Source organism: Agarivorans sp. MS3-6, assembly GCF_054112545.1.
Genome location: NZ_CM134202.1, coordinates 4460505 through 4483634, shown reverse-complemented (window position 1 = coordinate 4483634; position 23130 = coordinate 4460505). Strand labels below are relative to the sequence as shown.

Sequence of the window (23130 nt, the reverse complement as noted above, 5' to 3'; positions counted from 1 at the left end):
TTTTTACAATTTATCTACATCAACCTTTAGTGAATAGTCTCTCGATACTGCCCTTATGATTGTTAGTAAAACTTTTTCTACCCAAGCAAAAATCATGTTTGAACAATTGGCTCAAACTGAATGGTGCTGTTTTTTGCAGTCAGCGTCTGATTCCCATGAAAACAGTCATTACGATATTTTGGTCGCCGACCCTATTGCGACTGTTTCCTATACTAAAGACTTGGCTCAAGTTTCCTTGGGTGAACAGCACTATCAAAGCCAGCAAGCACCGTTTGAGTTGCTTGAATCGTTACGTAAGCAGCTATTCCCCAACTCAGAAAATGATCAGTCAGTTTTTCCTTTCGCTGGCGGCGCAATGGGCCTGTGGGGTTACGATCTTGGTAGAAGCTTAGAATTACTTCCTGAACGCTTACCGCAAGATTTAACCACCCCCGATATGGCGGTGGGTTTCTACGACTGGGCGTTAATTTTTGACCACAAACAACAAACGTCAACACTGATTCAGTGGCATGATCTCGGCGATCAGTGCGTAGGAGAAAACCGTTTAGCGCAAAGAGAGCAATGGTTGCTCAAGCAGCAAATTAAACATACCAAACTGAAGCCGCAAGCCTTTAACTTAACCAGTCAATGGCAAAGCAATTTAAGCAAAGCCGACTATCAAGACAAATTTGAACAAGTACAGCAGTACCTGCTTAGCGGAGATTGTTACCAAATTAACTTAACCCAGCGTTTTAGCGCCAGCTATCAGGGCAATGAAGTGGCTGCTTATCAGCAGCTGATTGCCGCTAACCAGGCGCCGTTTTCAGCTTTTATTCGATTGCCGAACAGCTGTGTGCTTAGTGTCTCGCCTGAACGATTCATTAGCCTTAAACAAGGCGAAATTGAAACCAAGCCGATTAAGGGCACGCGACCAAGAAGTGATGAGCCAGTTAAAGACCAACAACTCGCTATTGAGCTACAACAAGCAGAGAAAGACCAAGCAGAAAACCTCATGATTGTAGATTTATTGCGTAATGACATTGGTCGAGTAGCCAAACCCGGTAGTGTGCAGGTACCCAAACTGTTTGCGGTGGAGTCGTTCCCAGCGGTTCACCACTTGGTGAGTACCATTCGTGCTGAATTAGCCGATCGCTATTGCGCAGAGCAATTGTTAGCGGCCTGTTTCCCGGGCGGTTCTATTACAGGCGCCCCCAAAATAAGGGCAATGCAAATCATCGAAGAACTTGAAGCCAATCGGCGTAACGCCTATTGTGGAGCTATTGGTTATATTTCTGCGAACGGTGACATGGACACCAATATCACCATTCGCACCTTAGTTTGCGAAAACCAACAAATATACTGTTGGGCTGGCGGCGGCGTGGTCGTTGATTCACACGTAGAGGCTGAGTACCAAGAAATATTCGATAAGCTAAGCCGTATTTTGCCTATTTTGGAGTAACCAGCCCGAGTACTGCGGAGAATTTGATAGACAATGAGCCACACTACGCAACATTACTTACAACGCTTTTTGCTTCAACACGGCCAGCCAGATACCCAGCGCAGCGCTAAACAAGCTGCAGCAGTATTATTGCCCATTGTCATCAAACAGGGACAACCTGAGCGCATTGTACTGACTCAGCGTAGTGCGCAACTGCGCCACCATCCTTCACAAATTAGCCTTCCTGGCGGTAAGCGAGATCCTGATGATATTAGCCTCGCCTATACAGCCTTACGAGAAACCCATGAAGAAATTGGTATTAGCCCGGAAACCTTTACCATTCATGGGCAACTTCCAAAACAAACTACAGTAAGCAATTTCTCGGTACGTCCTTTTGTGGCGACGACGACAGAAACCTTATTGTTTGACATCAATAGCGACGAAGTGGCGCAAGTTATGGTGTTACCTTTGGCGCCTTTTTTAAACTTAAACAACTATCATCGCTATCAATTTCACCGTAAAGGTCAGCTTGAAAAAGTTTACTTCATTGAAGTCGATAAACATGTAATTTGGGGGGCTACCGCTAAAATATTGCGAGATCTCGCCTCACACTGTTGCAGATAACTAGATATACTTATAATCTCAGAATTAAATACTGAGTCACATTACTCCATCCAAAGTGATAGGAACAACAATGGTAAGTTTATTCGACCTTTTTTCTATAGGGATTGGTCCCTCTAGCTCGCATACCGTAGGCCCGATGAAGGCGGCTAAATTGTTTGCCGAAAGCTTAGCTCGGCAGAACCAAATATCACGAGTAGATTACTTAAAAGTAGAACTGTTCGGCTCCTTAGGCGCAACCGGTAAAGGCCATGGTACAGGGAAAGCCGTGATATTAGGTTTATTAGGAGAGTCTCCAGAATCTGTTGACGTAGATAGGATTGACCAGCAGTTATTGCAGGTTGAACAATCTGAAGAATTAATGCTACTTGGCAAGAATACCGTTAATTTTGCCAACAAGGGCTCGATCATCTTTCATCGCCGTAAACATCTACCAGCGCACAGTAACGCGCTAAGCTTTCATGCTTATTTAGACAATGGCAAAACCGTATCAACCACTTATTATTCTATCGGCGGAGGATACATTGTAGAAGAAGGCGAAGAAACGGCCAGCCAAACTACCCATTACCCCTACCCCTTTGATAGCGCCGAGTCGTTGTTACAGCGCTGTAAAGAAAGTGGTAAAAGTATTGCGGCAGTGGTGTCTTGTAACGAACAAGTGCATTGTTCTACCCGCACCATTAGCCAATATACCCAACAAATCTGGGCAACCATGCAAGCCTGCGTTACGAGGGGGATCAGCGAAGAAGGTATTTTACCTGGCGGCCTAAAACTCGCGCGGCGGGCGCCTAGCCTTAAAAGGCAGTTGTCATCACAACGTAATCTTAGTTCAGATCCACTAAATGTTATGGACTGGGTAAACCTCTATGCATTAGCTGTTAGTGAAGAAAATGCCGGTGGAGGGCGCGTCGTGACCGCGCCAACTAATGGCGCGGCCGGTATTATTCCCGCGGTATTACATTACTACCACCATTTTGTACAAGAGCTTGATCAAGACTCTCTTAATCAATTTTTCTTAACGGCCACCGCAATTGGCTCACTATATAAAACCAATGCCTCAATCTCTGGTGCCGAGGTGGGTTGTCAAGGCGAGGTGGGCGTCGCGTGCTCTATGGCTGCAGCTGGTTTAGTTGCTATGTTTGGTGGTAACCCTGAACAGATAGAAAATGCTGCTGAAATTGGTATTGAGCACAACCTTGGTCTTACTTGCGACCCAATTGGTGGCTTGGTGCAAGTGCCCTGTATCGAGCGTAATGCAATGGGGGCACTAAAAGCGATAAACGCAGCAAGGTTAGCCTTACGCGGTACTGGAGAACATAAGGTTTCATTAGATAAAGCAATAAAAACTATGTGGGAAACCGGCTGCGATATGAAAAGCAAATATAAAGAAACTGCCCGCGGCGGCTTAGCCGTTAACATCATCGAATGTTAATAAATAGAACCGTGTAAATTTCTAGTTATTAGACTTATCTCATTGTTTTAGTGTTAAAAAGTGCATTCCCCACAAAATATCTATAACATTTAGCTAACAACTCGGCCTGCTATACAGCAGGCCGCTTGCATTCTTACAAATGGATTTGAAACTATGCTGAAACGCCTCATCGCTGGGCTACTTTTGCTCATCTTAAAAATAGTACTTTACCCTTTCAAACTTATTGTTAAAGCCAGCATGCTATTAGTGCGTTGGATAGGGGGCTTGCTTAAAGCCGTTTGGCAAGTTTGGCTAGCCTTAGGGCCGCGCTGGCTGCGTTATTCGTTTCTCAGTATCGGCATACTCTTAGCCGCTTACTTTGGCTTAAAAGCCTTTCTTAAACCTAATCTCACCATCGAAACCGTAAATCAGGTTCATTACCTCAATCAGGGATGGACCGACGAGCAACGAGAGCGTTATTACTACACCCCACAAGGCACCGAGCTTCTAGGCCTAGAATACGATTGGTTCGTAAATTTAGAACTGCCTTTATCTAAAGACTTGTTAACCAGCCCAGACAATATGCGTGGTTGGGGCTTTATCGTATCCCCCGGCCAACAGGCTACCATCCTTAATCCAGGCAATTTGCCGGTAGGTTTAGCGCGTCATATTGATCCTAAATCAGGTACCGAACGCTTGGATCTGACTTGTGCAATGTGTCATACCGGTGAGTTACATTATCAAGGTAAGGCCTTACGTATTGACGGCGGACAAGCTGTACAAAGCATCTCTAATGCAAAACGTGGCGAGTTTATCACCACCCTTGGCGCATCAGTGTTAGCCACTTATATTAACCCGTCAAAATGGCATCGTTTTGCTGACCGCGTAGTTGGACAAGATACGGAATTACGCAAACAGTTACGTAAAGACATTTGGGCCTTTCTAGGGAAAATAAAACAATTTGCCACTGGCGCAGGTTCATCAAAATACTACCCTACCGAAGAAGGTCGTGGCCGCACCGACGCGGTAGGTCGAATTGCTAACGTCGTTTTTGGTTTTGACCTAGACGAACCTGCAAACTACCGGGTTGCCGATGCCCCGGTGAGCTATCCCTTTCTGTGGGACATTTGGCGATTTGATTGGGTGCAATATACCGGTTTTACTAACCAAGCAATGGCACGCAATGTAGGCGAAAGCCTCGGTGTGTTAGCACCAATCAAACTTGTTAACGAGCAAGGTGAACTACTCAAAACCGAAGAATTTGGTGAATCAGTTATCGACTTAGCCGGTATGCATTGCATAGAGGGCACCTTACGTTCACTAGAGCCGCCACGCTGGCCAGAAGCAATTTTGGGAGAGATTAATCTTCCACTTGCCAGCCAAGGTAAAAACTTGTTCCTTGACCAGTGTGAGTTTTGCCACGGTCCACACCAGGTGCAGCCCTACGATTGGACCGTAGCCGATAAGCCCGGCGATAATCCCAATAAACAAATTGACGTCAACTGGCAATGGGATATGGACGGTGATATCAGCTTTATTGGCCAACGCCCGATCCGCAAAGATTGGCGAGAAGTGATATGGGCAATGCCTTGGGTTAAAACCGAGGTAATTGGTACCGACTCTACCGCCGCTGATAACTACATGGACCATCGTTACGACGGCAGTAAAATCATACCGGGTTCAGACCCAGTAAACGCTGGTGACGGCCTACAAATTTTACTTAACCGCTTGGTGCCCAAACTTTACCAAGACAACGGCATTACCAAAGACATGGTTGCAGATTACGACGGCTTAAATGTTCCGTTCCGTATCGCTAATATGCGCGCATATAAACCTCGGCCTTTACATGGCGTGTGGGCTACTCCACCGTTTTTACATAATGGTTCAGTGCCTACCTTATACGACTTGTTATCACCGCTACGTGAGCGCCCTACCCAGTTTTATATTGGTAATCGCGAATACAACCCACAGCGTTTAGGTTTTGTTACCGAGCAACGCCCCGGCAGTTTTAAACACGACACCCGTATTAAGGGCAACAGCAATCGCGGCCACTTGTTTACCGATGTAGACATGGCAGGACGGATTGGCCGCTTACTCACCGTTGAAGAACGTGCCGCCATTTTGGAATACCTAAAAGTAATGGGGAATCCAGACTTTACACAGCGGCTCGGTGGTGACCCATTAGATTGGTCTAAATACACACAAGCACCGTCTATTGGCTCAGAGCAACAAGCCTGTATTGATAGCTTTAACGCCGCAAAAAACAACCCGGTAAAGGTACATTAAGATGAATGACAAACATTTTGCTACAGCTACGATCGCCGCTTGTTTATTCACCCTTGCAACAAGCAGTGTTTCGGCCAGCGACTTATATAAAGAGATGGGCATAACTAAGCCTGAACAAGAAGCCATTTTGTCGGCGATAAACTCTGCCAGAGAGATATCAAAACGGGCTGAGCAATACAATGGGTTACCCTATCGGCGCGATGCGCACGCGAAGGCAACCGGCTGCGCGCGAGCAACCTTCTCAATTAACCCCGATATTCCACAGCGATTTAAAGCTGGCATTTTTGCTAATAGTAATCAGCAGTTCCCCGCTTGGATCCGCTTTTCTAACGGCGATATGTTAGTGCAGGCCGACAGTAAGGGCGATGCCCGCGGGATGGCCGTTAAAGTGATGAATGTGCCAGGCAAGGCAATTGCGCCAGAGTTAGGTGAAAGCCACAATCAAGATTTCATCATGACAAATACCCCCGCGTTTTTTAATCGAAACATCTTTGATTACGCTGATGACATGCTGTATCTGGCCAAGTTTGAACGGACTAAATGGTTTATCAGCTTTTTCCCACCACGTTTGCATCCGAAACAGTTTTATCGTGCGATTCAAACCGTATCATCGGTGATCGATACACCGTTAGACGCCCAATACTATTCCATGCTTCCTTACCAGTTGGGGAATAACACCGTAAAGTTTTCTACCAAACCCTGTGCAGGTATGAGCTTCTCAAGCAAGGTAGACAAAACAAACCCTGATTACTTAAGCCAACAACTTAATAACCAGCTAGCTTCAGGCGGCGCCTGTTTTGAATTCATGCTGCAGGAAAAGATCCCGGGGCACTACATGCCGGTTGATGATGCCACGGCGATTTGGTCGGAAAAAGCGTCTCCGTTTATTAGCGTTGCCACCATAAACATCCCCCCACAGCACCTGTACAGTGAACAACAGCAGCAGTTCTGTGAGAACTTATCGATGAATCCGTGGCGCGCAGTAGAAGGTTGGGAGCCACTAAGTAGTTTGAACAAAGCAAGGCGCGTGGTGTATCAAGCGGTATCGCAATATCGTCATAAGCAAAATAAAGCAGCCACACCAGAAGCTAGTTCATGGTGCTTGAGCGAAACTGGAGAGCCTTGTGATCCTCAGCAGGACCTAATCGTGACAAAACCTACTTGGCCATTACCGCGCTGTTTTGATAGTTATGCAAAGTCTTTGTCGGGAGAACCGCTTGATAGCGACTGCAACTAAGTCCCTAATTAAACAACAGCCAGGCTAAGCGTGGCTGTTGTCGCTTATCGCATGACAAAACAAGCACCATGGTGATCCCAACACCAATAGTTTTGTCGGTGTATGTTAACGCCACCACGCCATTGTCCACCTAACTGCTCAACGGTTAAGGCTCTTTTTCCCTGTATGGCTTGACGCCCCTCTTGGCTTATCTGATACCTTGCATCTTGATCCCATATGTCACCATTGGGTTTATCGATACATAGATATGCAGGCTTTAGCTTAGCCAGAAACAAAAGCTCTTTGCTTAACCAAACATCACCAAGAAACGGAGCGTCTTCCGCGCGTTGCAAATGCGTAAATAACTGGTCAAAGCTGAGGCCGTCGTGGTTGAGCGCTTGTTGATCATGCTGCTCGTCCAGCGTTTGTAAGATCAACTGTTGAGTTAAGCTTAAACCATTCACCGTAGAAGGATACTCCTGAGCAAAACGAGTTAATGCCGCAGCCATAAATGGCAAGGGTGCTAGGTTATCAGCCATAACACGGCTCAATGCTAAAGGGGTGGCACTGGCCATAGCCAGCCAAATTTGCTGGCCCAAGGCTAGTTGTTCGCTATGTAAGGCGGCGCGCTGTGGGTATAGCGCTTCCAGTTGTTCAAGATGTAAATTGCCTAAGCCATGAAAAACATCAACCTCAGGGTGCTCTCCAATACATATTAGGCTTACTTTACTTACTATATTGGGGTATTTAGCCAATTGATAAAGGCATTCCGCCAACTGCAACTGATCATAAAGATCGTGCTCAAACCACAGCACTATCTCGCTATAATCATTGAGATTATCCAGAATGTCTTGACGCTGTAAAAAATCATCTAAGATCGCTTGCTCGCTGACTTCAGCGCAACTTAAAGGGCTATCTAACACCATTGTTGTATAGATAAAATTGGCTCTCGCCGTTAGATAAGGCAAGCCCTCTGTGGCGACAATCGGCCCATCATGTAATACATCTCTCCAGCAGAGGACATGGCCTTGTAACACATTAGATGCGGTCAACATGTCGCCGACCATGTCTCCATTAGTGATATGCAACTGCATCTATAGGTCCTTGCAATTTGTGAAGGAGTTAGCATAGCAAACTCTTTCTCTGCCGTGCATTAAACTTATAGGTCCTCAGACTCGTTTTCTTCTGTCGGCTCTAACGCTGCTAATTCATTTCTTATTTCACTGTCTAAACCCCAAATAGCCTGCCAAACTAAATCGGTAGTTTGTGCTGTATCGTCGACCCCATGAACCAGTTTGATTTGATAATCTACAGTGTCAGAACCAATATTTGAAATATCAACGTAAACCCGCTTAACCGCTTCTATTGCTATCAGTATGGCCTCGATCCGCGGAATAATTTGCATCGGTTCTAGCTGTTTGTTCACCGAAATTGAAAATCCGCCGGTAACAATCTGACCACTACTGCTCACGTTATTTAAGTTAGCATTAGCTAAGGTGTTGTTAGGGATGGAGTACAGCGTATTGTCAGCTGTTTTTACCTTGGTGGTTCGCCAGTTCATGTCGATGACCTCCCCCACTATTGGGCCACCGTAGCTAGCAATGCTGATCCAGTCCCCTAATTTGAAGGGTTTCTCTAAACTAATGGCAATACCCGAAAAAATATTAACGAGGTTAGACTGCAAGGCCAAGCCCAAAATCATCGCCACTAAACCAGACGTGGCCAACAAACTGGTTAACTCCCGCTGATAAACGAAAGACAAAATAGCAAAAACAGCGCCAATGTACGCTAGGCCACGAGTCAGGTGACGCATAATTTTTGGCACTTGGCGGCCACTGCGCCTTTCGATGGGATCCCAGACCAGTAAGTCAATTAACAACGCTAACGTTGAAGCAAACAATAACCACCACAAAACATCAAAACAGGTACTAGCAAATAATTGATTGGTATTAGGATAGTTCTGGGCAAGCCAATCTAAGAATAGCGGTTCAGCTGATGCAATAAATAAAGCGTAAAGTAACTTATTGCCTAACGCATAAGCTCTTGGTAATCGGCCCAATAGTTTAAAGTCTAATATCAAGGCATAGACCAACCAAGCCAATACGCTGCTATAAAAGATAATTTGTTGCCATTGCGCTGGTATACGCCCGCGTAAGCTCAACACATTTTCATGAACAGAACTCAAGGAATTAAAGCGAGAGAACTCGATAGCTTGGCGATCAGAATGAAGATATTTGGGATCACCTAAACTGCGTTTACGTAAGGTATCTTGAAAAGATAAACCTTGGTTTTGCTGCCATTGGTTTGTATCAAACTGCACCTTATGTTGATTGTTATCGTTCCGATGTAGCGCAGTTTGACCCAAGCCAACGATATCCGCTACGTAGATTAACTCACTTCTTGGCAAGGTTCGATGACGAAAACTCACCCCTAACTGGTACTCGCCAAATGCCGCCCTGCCGGGTTTTGCATCGGCCAAAAACATCCCTTCTACTTGGTAGAGCTTATAAACGCTTTGGCTCGTGAAATATGACTCTATAGGCTCACCAAGTGTTAAGTCGCCCACTGCGTTTAGAAATGCAATATCCTCAGCATTTACCCCCGGCGTACTTCTAAACCACAGCTTAAACTTAGCTTTAAACGTCATATCTACTGGGGAAAATTCATTAATGGTCTGCATTTCAATTCCGGTATAAACAACGTCGGTTCGTCGGGTACGGAGTTTTTCTCCTAATACGGCTTGCAATTGAATAGGCGCTGACACAAACGAGCCACCACTAAATAGCCCCACTTGCATAGGGCGTAATACATTACCTTGCGGGTCAAAATATAAGGGATGTGTGAGCCCCTGTATGGCAGCACTTGGTGAATTGAGTCCGGCTAGTTGAATTCTAATCGCTGAGCGTTGTTGCGATAAATCGAGCTTAACAAACTCTTGTTCGCCTCCCGATAGGCTCGATGCTAAATCTAAGGCACTAGCGGCAATCGTCGCAGCATCATAATAAGCCGCTGCTACACCACTAGGTGGGTAACCAAAATCTTGGCTAAAACTCTGATAAAACATTTGAGCAGACTCACTCGCTACATCAAATAGTATTGGGCTAACCGCAAACATTCCATTCGTGTAATAACCAGAGACCTCTCGTTCTTGGTTACGATCTTTAAAACGTTCAGGGAAACTTTGTTTACCGATCGACGAGCTGCCAATCATTAACCAACTGGGGTGTTGGTTTTTTAAGGTACTCACCAATACCGCGCCCTCAACGTCATGCACTGCAAGAAATATTGCACCGGTATGACCTAGGGATCGTATTTGTTGGTTTATAGTTTCAGCCTGCTGCTGCCAATCTCCTTTTAAATCAAACGGAAACTGGCTTACATCAATGGCTAAGCGGTTTGCCCCTGCCAAAAAGGCCTTGGCTAACGATTCGCCAAATTTGTCTTGGCTATACACCAAAGCAGCTTTGTTCTTGCCTAAGGTAGCCATATACTCTGCAACAAAACTGCCCTGTAATCGGTTATCTGGGATTACCCTAAATGACCAAGCATTATCTTGGGTAATTTCAGGTGCCGTCGCAGAGCCGCCGATCATAGGCAAGCCTGCGCGTTGATAAATACCGGCAGCTTTAATTGACGTGGCTGAAGCACGGTGTCCTAATACAGCAAGCACCTTTTTAGTCTTGGCTAATTGCCTGGCAATTTGTTCGGCTTTTACGACATTATTACCATCATCGTATTGCTGTATCGTAAGGGCTATTTGTTTGTCTTGCTGTTGCATGTTGTATTGGCGAACAAACAGTTTGGCACCATTTAACATTGCAATTCCCTTGTCTGCTTCAGGCCCACTCATCGGCCCCACTACCGCCAAGACAAGGGTATTGGTACCAGTGTGGTTGAACCATTGCTTTAACTGCTCAAAACTGGTGACTAAAGCACTCAAAATAACCACGATAAAACCGAGCAATAAGAGACGGCGTCGTAGGTTCCATTTCATTTTCAAAATAGTCTTCCTTTGCTATTTTTATTCATAGTAATTGTTCGTGGCACGAGCAAAGGCTTCCAAAACCTTTGGCACGACTATTTCACGCTTCAGTAATGCTTTCCGACGCAGTGCTACGACATACTGTTTAGATACGGTAATTGGCAACTCGGCTAGATGTTTCGGTTCATTCAGTAGCTCCAGCGCAAAATTAAAAGCGACTTCTCCCTGCTCAAAAGGAGAGGCGCCAACTGACAGCATCATGCCGTCTTCAGAATTAAAGGCATTGATACCAATAATCGGTAATGTCGAATGCTGTTCGGTCCATTGCGCAACCGTTTGCGCTGAAACAAACTTGCCGTCCTCGCCCCCTAATAACTTGCGATAGCCACCCACCATTAAGTATTTGTAGTTACCTTCCAGAGATAACACCGCTTGCTGCCATTCCGTGAAGCTATTCACCACCACATGCCCTTGATAATCAATGGGTGACCAAACTTGCTTGGCCAAATAATTCCCATCGTGTTTGGCTGAAGATGAATTATCCGAAAGATAAATAATTTTCCCGGCGAGTTGTCCTGGTATGGGTTGGGCCTCAACCAACAAGCGTAAAACTTCTTTCACCGCCGATACCGATTTGCGTTCTAAAATACCGGTTACATTACTGGCATGTTGATAACCGTAGGTTTCTAACTCAGCGTTGACCCCGGCAAACACAATTTGGATATCGGGCTTATCAATGTACTCGGCAGCAACAAGGCGTTGCGCATCATCATCAATCACTATCATTACGTCGGGTTGAAAAGAGTCCACCACCCTTTTAGCCACCGTTGCAGCGCGCTTTTTCGCGGCTTCGCTAGATTGGTTTTTGGTATTCATGTAGTGATAACGGATATCAACATTCAGGTGCGCTGTTTTCGCTCGCTCAATGCCTTGATTAACCGTTCTAGTCCACGAATAATCAGTATTGTAGCTATGTAATATCAACAACCTAGGCCGAGATGAACCTTCAATGAGGGTGATGGCAATGGTGGCAACCAAAAAACTAAACATAACGATGCTTAACAATAATTTCTTCATTAGATAAGCCCCATACTTTGCCAATACGGGATACTGAGATACACCGCCACTAGCTTAAACAGATAAACCGACAGGTTGAGTTTCATCAGTTTCGATTCATCAGCGGTGACGACGCCGCTGGTTAAACTTAAAAACTGCATGTAATAGGAAGCCTGAAACGGCCAAAAAAAGCTTTCTGAAAGGAACAGTATTAAGAAGCCAATCACCCATGGATTCACTCCTACTTCAATAGATGCGGGAATCAACAAGGTGGCTAAAATGACCACTGTCGCATTGATAGGTAACACTAAACGGACGACACTAACGATAAGCGCTAGCATTACTACGAATAAGGCCAAACTTTGCTGCATATATATTGCTAACCAATATATTTTACTGGTTAACCAAACATCCAATTCTACCTGATTTATAATGTCGACCATGCCGATCAACGAACCCAAAAAAACCAAAAAACTCCAGTCAATTTTTGAACGGAACTGATTGGTATTTAAAAAGCCAAACATCAATAAGTAAAACAATATGGCTAACGCGACCCAAGCCACTTCAATCCGATGGATATTGGCAAACAGCAAACTGGCGATTAACACAATAAGCCCAAGTACTGAAGACCATTCAGCGGGGTTAAGTGGGCCTAACGTTCTGAGCTGCTGCCGGCTGATAGATTTTGGGATCTTTAACGCTTGTTTGTTGCGGTATATCCAGCACAACGCAACGGTATATAAAGCCAACACAACCAAACCACAAACAATGGCGGCCAGCAGCCAATCTAACCATTGAAAATACTGTTGTACCTGCTGTGGCAGCATGCCCAGTACAATGAAGTTTACTGATTTACTACTAACAAATATTGGTGAGAGCAAACTTGCGCCAAACAACAAGCTAGCTTTTAAACGCGGTCCTTCTTGCTCACGAGCTTCTTTAGAAGCGCCACTGAGTAAATCTTTGAGGAACGGCGCGACAATCGTTACACGACCATTCACCGTGGGTACAACAGGTGTTAACAACGCGCCTACACTGAAAAAACTGAGGTTGTACCAAATTTTTGACGCCGGACCAATGAGTAAAAGATGCAACAGCATTCGATAACTGAGGCCAGACGATCTGATCACGGCACTTAAACCCAAAATGCTTAAAGCCATGAAAAAACTATTGCTAGAAAATCCGGAAAAAGCCGATTCGCTAGAGCTTATACCCAGTAATACCGCACTGAGTATGGCAAATAACCCTGGCACATAGTCGGGAAGCAATCGAAAGATCCACATAATGGAACAGATGCCTAAGATAGACGCAAAATAAATGGCATCTTGATGCAAAGGCTCGCCACTAAGCGTAAGACCGAAGTAAATCATTACTGGTGTAATCAACGCGAATAACCAGCCAATCAACAAGCGATAGCCTATTTCGACTTCTACTTTAGGCGCTAAATCAACTTCAATATAGGTTTGCCCGGCCAAACGGGCATGAAAGCTATCTAATAGGCATTGCTTAAAACTGGAATAACGATCTAAAGCTATCACCGCCGCAAGCGGTAATACTACCACTTCGGCACAATCAACCACTTCGATGTCGTAGATATAGCTACGCATGCCCAGTGTTGACTCTTCACCAAAAAAACCACTGATAGGTCCCTTTGCCTGATCCTTATTGGTGGTTTCTAACTGACCATTGAGCAAATAATAAAGATTATTGGCTTGGTCTCCGGATTGGCAGAGTACCTCTCCTTCAGCAAATTTTTGAATCGTGACATTAGCGAGCAATCGCGCTAAGTCTTCTTTGTCACAAGCGGCAAAAGCCGGATTACTATTTAAAAACTGACTGATCTTCTGTAGGGAATCGGTATCACTCATCGGCAATATTGCCCAGTAGGAATGACAGCATTAATCTGATATTCACCACCGGGTACTAGGATATACTCGCTGGCTCCTTGTTTAGAAATAGGATTACCCCAATCATAGGTATAACCTAAGCCTGTCCAAGGCACGCCAGTACCCGATCCCCTGAAACTCTTAAAATACAGGGCTTGATAAAAGTTAGCGTAATCTTCAATCCCTTTTACCGAGCTAGCCATTTGGTCGCTAGCTAAAACACACGAGTGGTCATCAATTTGCGGATCAACACAAGGGCGGAATAAATCTTCTGGTGCTACGTACATCTCTACAAAAGCGTCATAGTTCCAGCTTGCGTCTAAACCTAAATACTGTTTTAAACGCAATGCTAATTGTTGATCGTTGCGCTCAGGTTGTTGCTGTAAGTATTGTTGGCAGAAGTGTTTAACTTGAGGCGCTAAGGTGACCCAAATAGGATAGTTAGGGTTGTTTGAACTATGGCTATTAGGCAATAGAAACTGATCAATGGCTGACTGACTTTTCCAAGTCAACACTAGCACCTTATCGGCTTGTTCGTTCCATTGCAAAAGTGTGTTTTCTGGGTTTAGTGCGAAGAGCGTATGGCTAACATCCTTTACAGTAGGAAACGCCGCCTGTATGACCGCTTGTTGGTAGTTTTGCGATGGTTCTTTGAGGTTTTGGCTACAGCCGAGCAATACAGTGCTTAAACCAACTGCTACTGCTATTTTGGTAGTTGCTAATGTGTTCACGATTTGTCCCTAAATCTACTGAAGCAATCCATTTGCTTACATTTTATATAACTTAAATACTCAGATATAAGTCAACACTGCCCCCGCCAACCGCATGATGTTAATCATTAGTTACACAATAAAGTTACAGACAGTGCGTGTTACAAATTTAATAAATACCATACCTAGCCGTATATTGCTGCTTTTTATATGGTATTTACTATCTTTAGCTGTATAAACATATGGACAGAAAAATCACCAAAGCCAAATGTTGCTATAATGTACAACTTGGAGCCATCCACTTATAACCATGTGATATATTAAAACTAGCTATGTGGTTTATGCTAAGGCATTGATTTCTGCAGGAGATAAAATGAATAGACTAAAAGGTAGCTGTTTGTGCGGCGGTGTTGAATTTGACGTGAATGACAAATTTGAGCAATTTCATTTATGTCATTGCGATCAATGTAAGAAAGTCTCGGGGAGTGCTCATGTGGCTAATCTGTTTATAAGGCCTATTCATTTTCAATGGATAAAGGGGCAATCGCTAGTTAAACAATTTGACCTACCTGGTCGGGCTATCTCCAACGGATTCTGCGGTGCTTGTGGTAGCGCTATGCCCTATTTATCGAGCACAAAGCATTGGGTAATTATTCCGGCGGGATCCTTAGATAGCAGCCCAAGCTTAGCCCCTCAAGACCACATTTTTACCGCAGAACAAGCCAGTTGGTATCATCAAGTAAGCCAACTTAAACAGTTTGAGGGTTTCCCAGAATAGTGTTACCAATACACTCTAACTCTCATTAAGCTGTGCTGTTCTTTTGCTAGTTAAGCAACCATGGCCTTATTTCGCCCGCTTTCTTTAGCGCGATAAAGTGCTTGGTCAGATACGCTAATTAATTGTTCAATGCTTTCCTCAGAATCCATCAATGCGACACCAATGCTCGTCGTGAAGCGAACTTGAACTCCTCCTGCATCAACAACTAACTTTTCAACTTCGCTGCGTAAACGTTCAGCTGTTTGAGTGGCGGTATCTTTATCAGCACTTAAGGCAAGTCCAAACTCTTCGCCACCTAAGCGGCCAAATACATCGCCATCTCGGATTTCATTTTCTATCGCATTAGCAAACAATTGTAAGGCTTTATCTCCAATGGCATGGCCATGAGTATCATTAATCTTTTTAAAGTGGTCTATATCAAACATTAACATCGACATTGGGTGAGAGCGATTACGACAACGGTCAAACATCGCTTCAGCCTTGGCCATAAAACTACGCCGGTTATTAATGCCCGTTAATAGGTCTGTACGGGCTTCTTTCTCAGCTTCTGATTTGGCTATTTCTAATGCCTGTGTACGTTCAAAAACCAAAATTTCAAGCTCTTGTTTAGCCCGTTCTAATTGACTACGGTAACGCAACTCTGCTTGCTCTTTTAGGCGGCGTAGACGGAATAAATGAATCCCCATAGCTACCATTATTACCATCATCTCGCTGTAAGAAGCGACCACCGGCCAATAATAAGTGACAAACGTATGCTCAACTAAACCTAAGTCACGCAATGCTTGGCTAAACAAGCCAACCACAAGCACTATCCAACCTAAGGTATACACTGCGGATTCACGAGAGCCTTGATACCAACGAATCAAACTTGCGATGGCCAGTACCGGATACAATAACAAGGCTATAGTGATAAGCATCACCGAGAATACCGTTTCACGAGTGAGTGCAGCCAAGGCTAATAAGCCGGCATTAAGAATCATAAATTTGAGCACATAATCTAAGCGAGGCGTATATAACTTAGTTTGCAAGAAAATGCGCGCAAATATAACACCGGTCATGATCGACATTGCCCCAGTGAGAGACATATAACTCCAATGAAAATCATCACGAATGAAAAACATGTGAGTAAAACCAAGAATGGTTGGCCAAGTCGCTAACTTAGTAGAGGCATAAACAAAATAGGCATAGTAGGTTTTATCGTTGGTGGCGATACCGGTAACTAATGAGATAATCGCCATTAAGGCTAAGCCCCCAACTAGAAAGGCAATACTGCCTAGCTCGATGCTTTGCACGTAGTGCATTTTATCGGGTTGCCAGAGCCTTAATTCAGGGAATACAAATCCCTTCTCGTCAGAGCCGAATCGAAAATAGAACTGATGTGTTTCGCCAGCACCAAGCTCAACAGGTACCACAAAGCGCTGATGACTCACTAAACGCTCGGAAAAAGAGTTACTGAGAGCTAGGTCTGCTATTTCTAAAAAGCTAGGGTCTTGGGTATTGCGTTGGTAAGCATTCAAGTAGATGAGCTGATGGTCAACATACTCTAGGTTAAGAGTTATAGGTTTATCACTATCATTATGTAAATAAAAGACACTCCAGAACGCGCCAGCTTGTAAACCCGTAGAGCCTTTGCTTTCCAGTCGCTTAAAGTTGTTTAAACGAAATGCGGCCATGGCATCGGCCAAATCGGCTCGGCCATCTTGGTCATGCCAAACCTGAAAGTGTTGTCCTAGGCGTAAGCCGTCTTCTAGGCCATTGACGTGAAGTGCGGTAAGGGGTTCTGCATAGGCTTTGGATAGCGTAAACCAGCAACACAATAAAACAATAAACGGCAGTTTGCCCATACGGCATAATAGGTTAGCTTTCATGATGGTATTGCTTAAGCACGCCTCTTCCCTGCGTTGTTGAAGTAGTTGAATAAATAATGATTGTACAACCCTGTAACAAAACATTAACCACTAGGTCGAGCTTAAAGATAAATGCTAGAGAAGTCTACGAAGTAGCCTCTAATAGGCGATTTGTCATCACGGCTCTCATTGTCATAACAATGAGTCGAGCTCATTCAATGTTACGCGCGAAGATAAACTGTTCTGCGCTATTTGGTAGATAAAAAAAGCAGCCAGGAAATTGCTCAACGAGGCTGCTTTAATAAGTCTTCACATCACATACTTACATGACAGGTAAATCGACATCCGCAAATAAAGCCTCTACCTCATCTAAGGTTTTTGCCTGTACAGCCTTATCAACAATATTGCGCGTAAGATGTGGAGCAAAGCCTTCAATGAAATCGTACATATAAGTACGTAAAAAAGTGCCTTTTCTGAAACAGATTTTAGTGGTACTTGCTCTGAATAAGTGGCTTGCATCAATGGCCACGAGGTCTTGATCATGCTGTTTATCAATCGCCATACTCGCCAACACACCGACACCAATTCCCATTCGTACATAGGTTTTAATGACGTCTGCATCCGTCGCGGTAAATACGATTTTGGGCACCTTACCTGCGCGACCAAAGGCGTCGTCGAGATCAGAGCGTCCAGTAAAGCCAAAAATGTAAGTGACAATAGAATGTTTAGCTAGGTCGTTAATAGTAACCACTTCACCATTTAGGTGTTTTCGTGCAAGCTCATGTTCTTTTGGCACGAGAATACTGCGATTCCAGTGATAACAAGGCAGCATCACCAAGTCTGAAAAAATATGTAAGGCTTCTGTGGCAATGGCAAAATCAGCACTGCCTTTAGCCACCGCCTCATTAATTTGATTGGGTGTACCTTGATGCATATTTAAAGATACATTTGGATATCGATGAATAAAGCTCTGAATGACTTCAGGCAAGGCATAACGGGCCTGAGTATGCGTAGTAGAAATGTTTAGCGAGCCTTGATCTGGATGAGTATGCTGATTAGCAACGGCTTTGATACTCTCCACCTTAGCCATAATTTCGTTACTAATGCGGATTATTTCTTTGCCCGCAGGGGTGACTTGACTGAGATGCTTGCCACTGCGTTTAAAAATCTGAACCCCTAACTCATCCTCAAGTAAACGGATTTGCTTACTAATACCGGGTTGTGAGGTATATAAGCTTTCCGCTGTCGCCGAAACATTAAGATTGTTATTGGCGACTTCAACGATATAACGTAACTGCTGCAATTTCATTTAGTTAAATTCTCTGGCGCTATAGAGCTAGCACTACCTAGTCCGTTAGCTGATTTCTTATTACATTTATTTATAAGTATATAATCAATCTAGCTGATAATGAAACGTCTTTAGGCCAGATATTAATAACTGTCTAGCTAGTTCAAATTTCTGACCAATTGAGCAGAATTTTGTTTCAATAAGCGCAGGGTTGCACCGGCTCCCATTACCGACACTAACAAGGTGCCTATCACCGGCCCCAACAGCCACAATCCCCAGTTAACTGAAGCGCCAATATCAAACACCATGACTTGCAGTAACAACAATATGGTTTGCGCCGCGCTGGCTGCAATGAAGCCGGCTAACAAACCTAAAATAACAAATTCATAGATAATCGCATTGCGTAACAACTTAGCACTAGCGCCTAAGGTTCGAAGGATCACTGTTTGTTGACGCCGTTCTTCTAGGGAACTTTGAACTTGAGCATATAACACCAAACTGCTCGCCAACAATACCACGATTAACACTAAACGTAGTGCCAGCGACACTTGGTCGACGACTTGCGACAATTGGTCTATTAATGCCTTTACGTTGATCAGCACCAAGGTAGGAAAACGCCCCATTGTCTCAGCAATCCAAGCACTTTTGTCTTGAGGAAGATTAAACGAGGTTAAGTAGCCTGTAGGGAACTGCTGCAAGATATCTTGACTGAGTAAGATATAAAAATTGGGCTGCATAGTATTCCAATCAACACTACGAATACTGCTTACATTTACTTCTATTTGCGTAGAGCCCACCATAAACGCCAACGTATCATTGAGTTTGATGTCTAATCGCTCGGCAAAATCTTGCTCGACAGATGCCTGACGCTGACTTTGTTCAGTAAACCATTGCCCTTCCAGCAGTTGATTTCGATAAGGTAGGTTTGCCACACTACTTAAATTGAGTTCACGCCCAGCGCCTCTTCTTCGGGATGAGTCTTTCTCAGAATACTCACCTTCACGCTGCTGACTGACCGAGTCCCCGTTTATCGCTACCAAACGGCCACGTAACATAGGAAACATATCTGTTAGCTCTACATTTTCTGCTGCAAAGCGCTCTACTAACAAAGGCTTTTGTTGCTCACTGATGTTATACATAAAGTGATTAGGCGCGCCTTCCGGTAATTGTTGTTGCCACTCACTAATCAAATCTTGCTGGATAACCCACACCACTAAAGCTAACTTAATGGCTACAGTAAAACCGATTAACTGAACCCGGTTTTGCTTTGCACGTTTATATAAAGACGATATTGCAATCTTTAAGCTAAGATTTTTCAAGTTTGCCGCGCGCTTCTTACCCAGCCACAGTAAAAGCTGGCTAAGCACTAATAAGGCCGCCACGGCAAGAACCCCCACTCCCAGCAAAATAAGACTAAGCTTCAATGAACCGCTGTATAGCAGTAGCAAAGCAAAAACACTTAGCAACATCCACATAGCTCCCCAAAGGGGATTAACGACGCCATCATCACTGTTTCTGCGAATGACTCGCATTGGCGCTATATCAAATAGCTGAATCAACGTAGGAAGAGTAAACGCTAAACCACAAATTAAGCCACTTCCTACCGCCATTAAATACGGTGATGTGCCTGCGCTAGGTAGCGAGATATTGAGTAAACTTTGCACATAGTTGACCACCGGCCATTGAATAATGAATGCCAAGGCCACCCCAATAACAATGGAAAACAGCACCACAATAAACAGATGACCTAAATAAATAGATCTTATTTGTTGTTTGCTAGCGCCTAAAACCTTGAACATTGCCACGGTGTCATAGTGGCGTTGGCAATAGAGCCGACTCGCTACGGCAATCGCAGCACTGGCAAGCAGAATACCAATCAAACCTGCTAATAATAAGAACTGTTGCGCTTTCTGAAGGGCTCCAGCTAACGGCGAACTACCACTACTCACATTAACCAATCGTTGATTGTCTGCTAATAGCGGTGTTACCCAGTTTTCAAATTCTGCTAATGCGGGTTTGTCACCAGCAAACATATAGCGATAAGCCAAGCGACTGCCCGGTTGCACAACGTCAGTGCTGGCCACATCGTTAATACTAATAATCACTCGAGGCGCGGTCATAAACACACTAAACGGCGCATCAGGCTCATTAACAATACGCCCAGAAATGACAAATTCGCCCTCTCCAATTTCTATGCGGTCACCGACATCCACATTTAATTGATAAAACAAACGCTCTGCTAACCACGCTTCCCCTGATGCAATACCTTTGGCTAAATAAGTATCGGCTTCGGTCTTATGTTTACTGATCCGCAAGCTACCCTTGAGAGGATATTGTGCAGATACCGCTTTAACGCTCGCTAACACCAACTTTTCATTACCATAAACCATCGAAGGAAACAGTAATTGTTCAGCATAATCTAATCGCAGTTTTTCAGCCTGAGAGCTCAAGGGTAAATCAACCGGATGCGCACTTCGCACCACACGGTCGGCCGCTATGAAGTCGCCGCTTTTGTTGAAAATGGCTTGTTCCATGCGATCGGTAATACTGGTAAACAACCACACGGAGCTCACTGCTAATACAATAGCCGCAGCGACAATAGTTAATTCTCCACGTCGTAGCTCAGCCCGAAACAAACGCCAAATTAAACTTCTCATGGTTTGTTCCTTATTGATTGACTATTCGACCAGCTTGCAGGGTAATCTGTCTTGCGCAACGCTCAGCGAGTTTTAACTCGTGCGTCACTAGCACTAGTGTTGTTCCTGATTGCTGGTTAAGCTCGAAGAGTAAATCTTCGATAATCTGTCCATTGGTATTATCCAAGTTTGCCGAAGGCTCGTCCGCGAACAGTACTTTAGGCTGACTAATAAATGCCCGAGCAATCGCCACGCGCTGCTGTTCTCCGCCAGACAACTGATTTGGGTAATGGTGATGGCGCTCTGCTAAACCCACTTTCTCAAGCCATTGTTCGGCTATCTGCTTAGCATTAGCTAGGCCTTTTAGCTCTGCTGGTAACATCACGTTTTCAAGTGCTGTTAAAGCGGGTACCAGAAGAAACTGTTGAAAAATAAACCCTACGTTATCGCGTCTTAGTCTGGCCCGCTGTTCTTCATCTAAGCGGGTTAGATCCTCACCACAGAGATGAATAATGCCATTGGTGGCACTGTCTAAACCCGCGAGAATGCTTAATAAGGTGGTTTTACCAGACCCTGATGCACCCACGATAGCTAATGACTCTCCTTGCTCTATTTTGAGATGAATGTCATTCAACAAACTTAAATTTCCACCAGGCGTTACAACATGATGATTGAGTCCATCGGCATTTATGATTATGTTAGTCGCTGAAACTGGTTTATTTATTGGCATAGATAGGTGCTCGAGAATGTTGGTTAGCCGTAAAAGTAAGTTTATATCGCTGTTTACTCTAGTTGTTTTACTCTTTTTTACATTGAATACAAAGGCTTTCTCTAATGAAAAGTCTATCTTAATTCTAGGTGATAGCTTGAGTGCTGGCTATGGCATGTCAATTGATCAAGCTTGGGTTGCACTTAGTCAGCAGTACTATAACGACAACAATAAGCGCGTGGATCTCATTAATGCAAGTATTAGTGGCGAAACCACCGCCGGCGGTTTACGTCGACTACCCGGTTTATTAGAGCAGCATAATGTGGATGGGTTACTCATTGAACTAGGCGGTAACGATGGTTTACAAGGCCATCCTACTGGTAACATAGAAACAAACTTAGAAGCGATAATAGAACTCGCTAAGCAACAAGATATAAAAGTGGCGCTAATGCAGATCCGCATACCGCCAAATTATGGCAAACGCTATCGCCAAGCATTTGAAGGGCTTTACCCTGCCATCGCCGAAAAACATCAGGTCACTTATTTACCATTCTTTATTGAAGAATTAGCCACCCAAGCAGAATTTATGCAAAATGATGGCATTCATCCAAATCAGCAGGCACAACCACTGATTAGCCAAAAGATGCGCCAACAATTGTTGGAATTGGTGTTTGATTAACCGGTTTGTGCGAAGCTGTTTTGATGTTGCATTAGTCGCGATAATGACACGACTCTATCTTGCATCACCTTTATGGCTTCAAACTGATTTAGCGTTTTACGCTCATCTAGTACCATACCCGCTTCGATTGTCATTAAAGTGTAAGTTTGCTCACTTACTTCAACAACGACACAACGAGTCTGAGACTGCTCTGTTTGCAATACTGCCAGCTCACCTAAGGCTAATTGAGTGTGCAAATTAGTGGCAACACTCTTGAAAAACCAGCTTTGTGGCATCAATGGCTTTAAGAATTGAGCCGAAGCTACCGCATTAAGGCAAATTTGTACTTTGATAGGGTCAGACCAATTACATGAATCTAATTGCTCTAAAAATTGATAATAAAGTTGAGTGTGCTCTGCAGTAAACGGACTGTCTTCTTGGGCATGTTGCACACAACGCTTTTTACACAGCTTTGACACAAACAGCATTTCAGGCCCTAACTCAAGAGTCATAACTCCCTTATTAGAATCGAATACCCAGTGCCAGTGTTTATTTGGTTGAATTAACATTTTATAAAGACAAAACTATCCGTGTAGAGCTCACTTAATAAACAAATGTACTACGAGAGC

17 protein-coding genes are annotated in these 23130 nt (G+C 44.2%); 7 read left to right on the top strand and 10 right to left on the bottom strand.

What is annotated here, in order from left to right:
• Positions 1-94 precede the first annotated feature (94 nt).
• From pabB to ACVFI8_RS20570, 5 genes are all read left to right on the top strand, one after another.
• Positions 95-1438: an aminodeoxychorismate synthase component I gene (gene pabB, locus ACVFI8_RS20590; protein ID WP_457872527.1), complete on the top strand. Its 1344-nt coding sequence runs from the start codon at positions 95-97 to the stop codon at positions 1436-1438.
• 33 nt (positions 1439-1471) lie between these two features.
• A complete protein-coding gene (locus tag ACVFI8_RS20585) occupies positions 1472-2041 on the top strand; it encodes a CoA pyrophosphatase (RefSeq protein ID WP_457872525.1) in 570 nt (189 codons plus the stop codon).
• A 70-nt stretch (positions 2042-2111) separates the two neighbouring features.
• Positions 2112-3470 carry an L-serine ammonia-lyase gene (locus ACVFI8_RS20580; protein ID WP_457872524.1) on the top strand — a complete coding sequence of 453 codons (1359 nt, stop codon included), beginning with the start codon at positions 2112-2114 and terminating at the stop codon, positions 3468-3470.
• Positions 3471-3623: 153 nt separating this feature from the next.
• On the top strand, positions 3624-5735 hold the full coding sequence (locus ACVFI8_RS20575) for a di-heme-cytochrome C peroxidase (protein ID WP_248711725.1): 2112 nt from the start codon (positions 3624-3626) through the stop codon (positions 5733-5735).
• 1 nt (position 5736) lies between these two features.
• The gene (locus ACVFI8_RS20570; protein WP_457872522.1) at positions 5737-6972 is read left to right on the top strand and encodes a catalase; all 1236 of its coding nucleotides are present in this window, start codon (positions 5737-5739) and stop codon (positions 6970-6972) included.
• 44 nt (positions 6973-7016) lie between these two features.
• Here ACVFI8_RS20570 and ACVFI8_RS20565 read toward each other — a convergent pair whose 3' ends face one another.
• The 5 genes from ACVFI8_RS20565 to ACVFI8_RS20545 all read right to left on the bottom strand — a co-directional run bounded on the left by ACVFI8_RS20565 (position 7017) and on the right by ACVFI8_RS20545 (position 14606).
• The gene (locus ACVFI8_RS20565) at positions 7017-8045 is read right to left on the bottom strand and encodes a DUF1835 domain-containing protein (RefSeq protein WP_457872521.1); all 1029 of its coding nucleotides are present in this window, start codon (positions 8043-8045) and stop codon (positions 7017-7019) included.
• A gap of 65 nt (positions 8046-8110) precedes the next feature.
• A complete protein-coding gene (locus ACVFI8_RS20560) occupies positions 8111-10945 on the bottom strand; it encodes an ABC transporter substrate-binding protein (protein WP_457872520.1) in 2835 nt (944 codons plus the stop codon).
• A gap of 27 nt (positions 10946-10972) precedes the next feature.
• Entirely contained in the window at positions 10973-12010 is a 1038-nt protein-coding gene (locus tag ACVFI8_RS20555) for an ABC transporter substrate-binding protein (RefSeq protein WP_248711729.1), read from the bottom strand.
• Complete coding sequence (locus ACVFI8_RS20550; RefSeq protein ID WP_457872518.1) at positions 12010-13857, bottom strand: SLC13 family permease; 1848 nt, start codon at positions 13855-13857, stop codon at positions 12010-12012. Before ACVFI8_RS20550 ends, ACVFI8_RS20555 begins: the two co-directional genes overlap by 1 nt.
• Entirely contained in the window at positions 13854-14606 is a 753-nt protein-coding gene (locus ACVFI8_RS20545) for a hypothetical protein (RefSeq protein WP_248711731.1), read from the bottom strand. Before ACVFI8_RS20545 ends, ACVFI8_RS20550 begins: the two co-directional genes overlap by 4 nt.
• Before the next feature lie 352 nt (positions 14607-14958).
• Here ACVFI8_RS20545 and ACVFI8_RS20540 point away from each other — a divergent pair, with 352 nt between their 5' ends.
• Positions 14959-15363: a GFA family protein gene (locus ACVFI8_RS20540; RefSeq protein ID WP_248711732.1), complete on the top strand. Its 405-nt coding sequence runs from the start codon at positions 14959-14961 to the stop codon at positions 15361-15363.
• 50 nt (positions 15364-15413) lie between these two features.
• Here ACVFI8_RS20540 and ACVFI8_RS20535 read toward each other — a convergent pair whose 3' ends face one another.
• The 4 genes from ACVFI8_RS20535 to ACVFI8_RS20520 form a co-directional block, all read right to left on the bottom strand.
• Positions 15414-17231: a sensor domain-containing diguanylate cyclase gene (locus ACVFI8_RS20535; protein ID WP_248711733.1), complete on the bottom strand. Its 1818-nt coding sequence runs from the start codon at positions 17229-17231 to the stop codon at positions 15414-15416.
• Positions 17232-17532: 301 nt separating this feature from the next.
• Positions 17533-18519, bottom strand: coding sequence for an HTH-type transcriptional regulator CysB (gene cysB / locus ACVFI8_RS20530; RefSeq protein ID WP_248711734.1), 987 nt, complete (start codon positions 18517-18519; stop codon positions 17533-17535).
• Between the two features lie 137 nt (positions 18520-18656).
• On the bottom strand, positions 18657-21155 hold the full coding sequence (locus ACVFI8_RS20525; RefSeq protein ID WP_457872517.1) for an ABC transporter permease: 2499 nt from the start codon (positions 21153-21155) through the stop codon (positions 18657-18659).
• 10 nt (positions 21156-21165) lie between these two features.
• Complete coding sequence (locus tag ACVFI8_RS20520; RefSeq protein WP_248711736.1) at positions 21166-21864, bottom strand: ABC transporter ATP-binding protein; 699 nt, start codon at positions 21862-21864, stop codon at positions 21166-21168.
• Between the two features lie 16 nt (positions 21865-21880).
• On the opposite strand from ACVFI8_RS20520, the gene ACVFI8_RS20515 reads away from it, so the two are divergent.
• On the top strand, positions 21881-22522 hold the full coding sequence (locus ACVFI8_RS20515) for an arylesterase (RefSeq protein WP_371923068.1): 642 nt from the start codon (positions 21881-21883) through the stop codon (positions 22520-22522).
• On the opposite strand, the gene ACVFI8_RS20510 is transcribed toward ACVFI8_RS20515, so the two are convergent.
• A complete protein-coding gene (locus tag ACVFI8_RS20510; RefSeq protein WP_256469270.1) occupies positions 22519-23070 on the bottom strand; it encodes a cell division protein ZapC domain-containing protein in 552 nt (183 codons plus the stop codon). The genes ACVFI8_RS20515 and ACVFI8_RS20510 overlap by 4 nt on opposite strands.
• Positions 23071-23130: the final 60 nt, after the last annotated feature.